We start from the raw sequence: 7,386 nt of genomic DNA, 5'->3' as shown, positions 1-7,386 counted from the left end.
CCATGGCGAGGCCGAAGAGGAGCAGGCGGTACTCGTTCGGGTCGAAGCCCTCGCCGAAGACGGCGCTGAGGAATCCGAGATTGCGCAGGAGCTCGGGCCCACCCACCATCGCGACGGCGGCGATGGCCACGCCGATCTGGCTGCCCATGCCGCCCAGCACCACGATCGCCAGGATGATGGCGCTCTCCAGGAAGTTGAAGCTCTCGGGGCTGATGAAGCCCTGGCGCACGGCGAAGAAGGAGCCGGCAAAGCCCCCGAAGGCGGCGCCGAGCGCGAAGGCCGTGAGCTTGGTGGCGGTGGTGTCGATGCCGAGCGAGCGGCAGGCGATCTCGTCCTCGCGCAGGGCCTCCCAGGCGCGCCCGATCGGCAGGCGCCGCAGCCGCAGGGTCACGAGGTTGGTGACGAGCGCCAGCACGAGGATCAGGTAGTAGAGGAAGACCACCCGGTACATCGAGTCGAATTCGAGCCCGAAGCGGGCCGCGAACCCGTCCTCGTCCGCCGTGAACGGGATGCCGAAGAAGGTCGCCCGCGGGATCGACGAGATGCCGGCCGCGCCCCCGGTCAAATCGGTCCAGTTGATCAGCACGAGCCGGATGATCTCGCCGAAGGCCAGGGTCACGATGGCGAGGTAGTCGCCGCGCAGGCGCAGCACCGGGAAGCCCAGCACCATGCCCCAGAGGCCGGCGAACAGGCCTGCGAGCGGCAGGCAGACCCAGAAGGACAGGCCGAAGGTCGTCGCCAGCAGGGCGTACGTGTAGGCGCCGACCGCGTAGAAGGCGACGTAGCCGAGATCGAGCAGGCCCGCGAGGCCGACAACGATGTTCAGCCCCCATCCGAGCATCACGTAGGTGAGGATCAGGATGCCGAGGTCGATCCAGTAGCGGGCCGGCCCGAGGCCGCCGCTCGCCAGCGCCGCGACGGCTGGGAGGGTCAGGGCGAGGCCGAGGAAGGCCCAGAGGGCGAGACCGGAGATCTTCTGGCCGGCCGCGGGCTCGGCGTGGACGGCCTCCGTCGCCTGGGACGGCGCGGGGGTGAGCGCGCGCCGCGCGTCCCGGCGGGCGAGCACGAGGCGCTGGATCAGGCGGAGCACGAAGATGCCCGCGCAGAGCAGACCGACGAGGGGCCAGCGCGGCAGCAATTCGAGCCCGGCCGCGCCCGCCTCGGTGCGGTAGCTGACCACCGGCACGCAGAGCGCGAAGGCGACGAGGGCGTAGAGCCCGGCGTCGCGGAGGATGTCCGGCAGGCCGGAAGCGCGCGCTTCGGCCATCAGACCTTCTCGACCTCGGCGCGGCCGAGGATTCCGGAGGGCATGAAGATCAGCACGATGGCGAGGATCGAGAAGGCCGCCACGTCCTTGTACTCGATCGAGAAATAGGCCGACCAGAACACCTCGATGAGGCCGATGATGAGGCCGCCCAGCACCGCGCCAGGCAGGGATCCGATACCGCCCAGCACCGCCGCCGTGAAGGCCTTCACCCCCGGCACGAACCCGTCCGAGAACGAGACGGTTCCGTAATAGAGGAGGTAGAGCACGCCCGCGACGGCCGCGAGCGCCGCGCCCAGCACGAAGGTCAGCGAGATGGTGCGGTCGACGTCGATGCCCAGGAGCGCCGCCATCTTGCGGTCCTGCTCGCAGGCCCGCTGCGCCCGCCCGAAGGGCGTGCGCTGCACGAGGTACCAGAAGCCCGTGAGCAGCACGGCGGTCACCGCCATGATCAGGCACTGCTTGTAGGAGAGGAAGACGGTGTAGCTGTCCGACTCCATCAGGGTGATGCCGCCTGAGAGCAGCGGCGGCGTCGACTTGTTGCGCGCACCCTGCGCAACCTGCACGAAGTTCGACAGGAAGATCGAGACGCCGATGGCCGAGATCAGCGGCGCGAGGCGGAACGAGCCACGCAAGGGGCGGTAGGCCACCCGCTCGATCGCCCAGCCCCAGAGGCCGGTGAGCACCATCGCAACGACCAGCACGATCAGCAGGGCCAGGGCGATCGAGCTGATCCCCAACCACGCGGTGAGGATCAGGAAGACGATCAACGCGATGAAGCTCGAGACCATGAAGACGTCGCCGTGGGCGAAATTCACCATGCCGATGATGCCGAAGACCATCGTGTAGCCGATCGCGATCAGGCCATAGATCGACCCGAGGGTCAGGCCGTTGATCAGCTGCTGCAGGAAGACTTCCATCGCGCCCGTGCCGCTCCGTCGTGTCTCGACCGCCCGATGCGTGGCCGTGTCCGACCAACCGCTGCCGGTCTGGTCCCGGCAGCAAAAGGCGTACCGTACCGCCGCGCTTCCCGCCAGAGCCCGGCGGATCGCGGCCGGACAGAAGCCCGCAACGATGTCAGACGGTCTCTGCGCGCGTCTGCGCTGCGCCCTCGTTCGCGGCGCGCTCCGATGTCGCCACGGAGGTGCTCGTAACGGGCGGTGCGGCGTTGCGGGTCCTCTGCTGGTCGATCCAGGATAGGACGGTGTCACGCCGCGGCCACGCGACCGCCGTGAAAGGCCGCGTGTCGCGCACGAAGTGCGGGTTGACCGCGAGGTCCAAGTAGTCCGGCCGCGGGAGTCGGTCGAGCAGCGCCTGATGGGACTCGTGCAGCATCTCGATCTTGGCCGTGTCGAGGCTGTCGAGCCCGCGGGTCACGGATTCGAAGTGGGTCCAGACCTGCTCCGGATCGTAGAGAATCCGAGCGCCACGTCCCTCGGCGCGCAGGCAGAAATCGACGTCATTATGGGTAATCGGGAAGGTCGCAGCGTCGAACCCTCCGCTGGCGAGATAGAACTGCCGGTCGAACGCCATGAAGGCGCCGGTAACGGCAGCGCATTCGTGCGCCACGCGCGTGCGATCATCGTAGAGGCCGTGGCCCGGCGCATCGCCCATGGCCTCGTGCATCCAGCCGCCCACCATTGCGACGCCCGCGTGCTGGAGCATGCCGTTGGCGTAGAGCAGGCGGCCGCCGACGATATCGACCTCGGGCCGAGCGAGTTGCCCGCGCAGCAATTCGTCCCACCCTTGCGTCTGGCAGATCATGTCGTTGTTCAGGCAGACCGCGATCTCGGCGCAGTCCCCGGAGCGGATCGCCGCGTCGTTGATCCCCGCCCAGTTGAACGGCCCGTCGAAAGTCGAGATCCTGACGATCTCGTCGGCACCGAGAATGTCCAGGGCACGCTCGGTCTGAGGCGCGACGCTGTTGTTGGAGATGACGTGGACGCGCAGGAGGCTGAGATAGCGCGTGCATTCCTTCAGGCTCGCGACCAGTGCGAGCACCATGTCGATGGAATCGCGCGTCGGCACGATCAGGCTGATCGGCCGTCGCGCCCGCACCGGCCAGCGCACTCGCGAGCGGCTGGCAAGGGGCGGCGCCACGGCGTCCATGTGCGGCTCCAGGACCGCGCCGGGCCGAAGCCGGTCGAGATAACCCTGTACTGTCGCGCGGGCGCGCTCTGCGGCATCGGGATCTCGTCCGGCAGCGGGGCTGCGCGAGAGGACCAGCGGAACATGCCGAAATGCGCAGCGCCCGTGCCGCTCAAGGGTATCGAGCAGCACGCTCCGGCGGAAGTCCACCTCCACCGAGAAGTCGGCCGTGTCGAAGGACGACGAGGGAAGGCAGAGCGGAGTGTCGTAGGTGTCGGACGTCAGCAGCAGGTCGATATCGAGGGCGCTGCGAAAGATTGGGTGCAGCGTGGTGCCGGACAGAGTGCGGGCGCGCTCAACTTCGCTGTCGGCGTACGTCACCCACGCGCCCGGGCGCTCGGCCCCGTAGGCGAGCCAGGCGATCGCGTCCGGTTCCAGGCACTCGTCCGGCCGAAGATGGACGACTAGGTCGGCCTGTCCCTCCAACGCATCCCGAAGGCTCGTCACACTGTCGAAGCGTGTCACCCCATCCCATTCCGTACCGAAACGGTCGCCGAGTTGGCCAGTATCCTGCAACAGGTAAATCGCGGCCGGCGGATGCGTCTGCACGCGCAAGGCTGCCAGAGTCTCTGGCAGATCCACGCTTGGGACCTCGATCTGCTCGGCCGCTCCTCGCGCATCGATCACAACCACGACGCGGCTTGAGGCCCGGGGCGGCGCGGGCGGCCGGACGAAGATCCGGTTGCGCCCGTAGCCGCCGACGCTCGTCACGGATTGCGGGCGATTGCCATCGAGTGCGTCGATCAACCCGTCGACGTAGCTACGGTAGCCGCGCAGGGTCTCGATGGTCCGGTCGTTCTGCTCGGCCGCGGCCGCGTTCGAGAAGGTGACGTGGTGTTTTTGCAGGAGGACGAAGCCGGTGCGCGGCTCGACAAGATCGACGGTGCCCCCGCTGAGCCCGAAGACCTCGGGGATGTCGTCGAAGCGGATGTCGAAGCCGTCATGGCCCGAGCCGCCGTACTTCTCCTGCAACTCCTTGCGGAACTCCAGGACAGGCACGCCGGTCACCGTCTTGCCGTTGATCCGAAGTTGGAGCACAGAGCGGCGGCTGCGGTCGGTGACGTCAACGAAGAAGCCGCGGCAGCGACCAGAATTGATCTCCTCGACCGCGGCGACGATCGCCTCGTTATGCGCCGCTGCCTCGGCAAGAGCCTCGGAAAAGGCCTCGTGCTCGGCGTAGCGCGCGGCGAAATCCGCGCGTAGGGGCTCGCTGGTGACGAGGCCGCGCAGCAGGCTGTGCCACTTCTTGTGCCACTCGGCCGGATCCTCCACCACCTGCCCGAAGACGGCGGGGCCGTGCTGCGCCGCCCAGGCGCGAATCTTCCGAAAGGTCCGGTCGCTGATCCCCGCGTGCTTCAGCGCCCGTCCGTTGAGCACTGGGCGCAGGATCTCCGACTCGAACTCGACCGAGAGCAGCAGGCTCGAAGCACATTCGAGTGCGGTCTGGTGCCGACGCCCCTCGGCCGCCCCCTCGCTCTCGACGGGTCGGCCGAGACACAGGGTGTAGAAGTTCCGGACGTCGTCGCGAGTCAGGTGTAGGACGGGGTTCATCGGGCGCGCCTGTCAGGCCAATTCATCGGCGCAGCGGAGGTCTGCCCTCCTCGCGGCCGTGCTGAAGGTAGTGGAGAAGAACGTCGTGGCCGGAAGAAGCCACGTCGGGATTGGCCTCTGCATACCACTGGGCGTCGAAGTTCGGACCCGGGCTGAGGCGCTGCGCGCGGCCGTAATCGATGTAGTGGTCGATCGGGTCGAGGTCGGGCCCAGCCGCCGCCAAGTAGCGCGCCCGGTACCAGTCTGGGTCGAACAGGCCGGAGCGCAGGATAAGCGCGCAGAGCGCCGCGCGCGCCGGATCGGGCTTCTTGCGGCTCCACCAACGGTGCCGCCGCGCCTGCGCCCTGCGGTAATCGGCGTAAACCGCCGCGCCGCGCAGACGCAGGACCTCCTCCTGCAGGCCACCGATCGAGCGCTCAAGCGTGCTCGAGGCGGCGCGGTTCTCATTTTGATGCTGAGCAGCCTCGACCTTCAGCGCGTGGGTCGCATCGTTCAGACCACCGATCTCGGCATGCAGCGAGCCGTACCGCTCGTCGGCGACGGCCCGGATCGCTTCGTTCTGCCGGGCCGCCTCGACCTGCATAGCGTGCAGGGTTCCGTGGAGGTTGTCGATGTCGGCGAGTCGGTGCTGCAGTTCCGTGTGCAGGGCAGCGACCTCGGCACGCTGCTGCTTGAGGGCGGAAGCCTCTTCCAGCAATTCTTTGGCGCGCGCCTCGACCCGCTTCTCGTAGGTTGCTACCTCCGAGCGCATCGCGATCGCCTCGCTCTGGTCCGCCTCGAATTGGCGGCGCAGGGCCTTGAAGGTGTCGGCCATGACCCCGGTGGTGCGGTCGAACTCGGCGCGCACTGCGTCGAGAGCCGACATCGCGGCGCGGTCGTAAGGGTCGCGCTCGAGCGCTTCGTAGGCTCGGAACGTGGCGCGCACCGGCTCCGGGATGCCGGCAAGAAGCGAAAGGTCGTCGCGCGAGGCCGTGTTGCGCCTGAGCTTGCCGTCGAGGAATTTCGCGATCTCGTCGAAGGCGGCGGAGGTTTTGCGCGGCCAATCGAAGGGCAAGCTCTCGATCAGCCCGTAGGTGGCCATCCGCTTCTGGTCGAGCAGCCGATCGTAGGACACGAACGCGCGGACGAGATCGCGGCTGTGAAACTCCGCATCGAGCACGTGGCGCAGCCAGAGCAGAAACCCGTGCTCCTGGGGAAAGCCGTCACGGCGCTTCAGCGAGAGGGCCACCTCGATCGGGTTGCGGAACGGCAGAACGGCTGCAGGCCGCACCCGCAACCCCGTCAGGAGATCGCGCCACAGGGGGACGAAGCGCAGCAGCCGGGGGTCCTTGACCAGGAAGAGGCCGTCGTCCCCGTAGTTGCGGATCACGGCTTCGGTGAGTTCCGCCAGGAACGCGTCGCGGCTCCCAGACCGATACCAGTCCTGCGGAAAGGCGCCCCAATCCGACCACTCGGTGTCGGCCGACGCCAGCAGCCGCTCATGGATGGACACGATCTCCATCGGCTCGAAATAGCCGACCGGGTTGCCTTCCGCCTTCGGCATCAGGCGCTCCGGCAAGGTGGCGCCGAGCAGGCTCAGCACCCGTGTCACGGCGGAGGTTCCGCTCCGGTGCATCCCCAGAACGAGGATGGCGGTCCGCTCGAACCTGTCCGTGCCGGACATCGCGTCGAAGACTTGTTCGGGGATTGCCGCGCCAGCCACCATAGCCGATGTGCTTTCTGAATCGGTCACGCTCGCGAGCGGACCGCACGAAGGTCCCGCATCTGCCGTCGGCTTACGCGAGGTTGCGCCTGATACATGTTCTCCGAAGCTGCGTCACCCGCCGGGACTGCAGGATCGGGCAGCGCTTCTTGACAACACAACCGCGAGGCCCGAGAGCAGCCGCATATCCGCCCGGGTCCGTGCGGCCGGCCGGTCTGGGCCAAGGCCTGCTCGGTGGAGGTCGGTGTAAGGTCGCGCCAACGCTTCGAGGACCTGCGGGAGTCGGGCGGCGCCGGACCTACCAGGCTTCCGGACGTCGTTCACATTCACCTCACACACGCGGAGGCATCCTGATGCGGATACTGGTGACCGGCGGCTGCGGCTTCATCGGCTCGGCGCTCGTCCTACATCTGGTGCAGGATCTCGGGCACGAGGTCGCCACGCTCGACGCGCTCACCTACGCGGCCAACCCGATCTCGCTGCAGCCCCTCGCCGACGACCCGCGCCACCGCCTCGTCGAGGCCGACATCTGCGACGCGGACGCCGTCCAGGCCGCCTTCGCCGACTTCCGCCCCCAGGCCGTGATGCACCTGGCCGCCGAGAGCCACGTCGACCGCTCGATCACCGGACCCGGTGCCTTCATCCGCACCAACGTGGTCGGCACCCAGGTCCTGCTCGAGGCCGCACGCCGCCACTACGAGAGCCTCGCCGGGACGGACCG

The 7,386-nt window shown here is 68.1% G+C and carries 5 protein-coding genes; 1 reads left to right on the top strand and 4 read right to left on the bottom strand.

Translation table 11 applies throughout. From position 1 onward, the window contains the following. The 4 genes from livM to MFF54_RS26110 all read right to left on the bottom strand — a co-directional run. The coding region (livM, locus tag MFF54_RS26125; RefSeq protein WP_238307113.1) for a high-affinity branched-chain amino acid ABC transporter permease LivM at nucleotides 1–1,267 on the bottom strand (1,267 nt) is incomplete at its 3' end. Further along, nucleotides 1,267–2,184: a branched-chain amino acid ABC transporter permease gene (locus tag MFF54_RS26120; RefSeq protein ID WP_238307112.1), complete on the bottom strand. Its 918-nt coding sequence runs from the start codon at nucleotides 2,182–2,184 to the stop codon at nucleotides 1,267–1,269. The genes livM and MFF54_RS26120, both read right to left, overlap by 1 nt. A 157-nt stretch (nucleotides 2,185–2,341) precedes the next feature. Next, entirely contained in the window at nucleotides 2,342–4,963 is a 2,622-nt protein-coding gene (locus MFF54_RS26115) for a glycosyltransferase family protein (RefSeq protein ID WP_238307111.1), read from the bottom strand. A gap of 22 nt (nucleotides 4,964–4,985) precedes the next feature. Further along, on the bottom strand, nucleotides 4,986–6,554 hold the full coding sequence (locus MFF54_RS26110; protein WP_238307110.1) for a sulfotransferase family protein: 1,569 nt from the start codon (nucleotides 6,552–6,554) through the stop codon (nucleotides 4,986–4,988). 464 nt (nucleotides 6,555–7,018) lie between these two features. Between MFF54_RS26110 and MFF54_RS26105 the strand changes: the two genes are divergently transcribed. After that, a partial coding sequence (locus MFF54_RS26105) for a GDP-mannose 4,6-dehydratase (RefSeq protein ID WP_238307109.1) occupies nucleotides 7,019–7,386 on the top strand: 368 nt, incomplete at its 3' end.

Source organism: Methylobacterium gregans (assembly GCF_022179245.1).
Classification (GTDB): Bacteria; Pseudomonadota; Alphaproteobacteria; order Rhizobiales; family Beijerinckiaceae; genus Methylobacterium; species Methylobacterium gregans.
The sequence above is the reverse complement of the archived record's forward strand: the minus strand, read 5'-3'. Positions and strand labels throughout refer to the sequence as shown.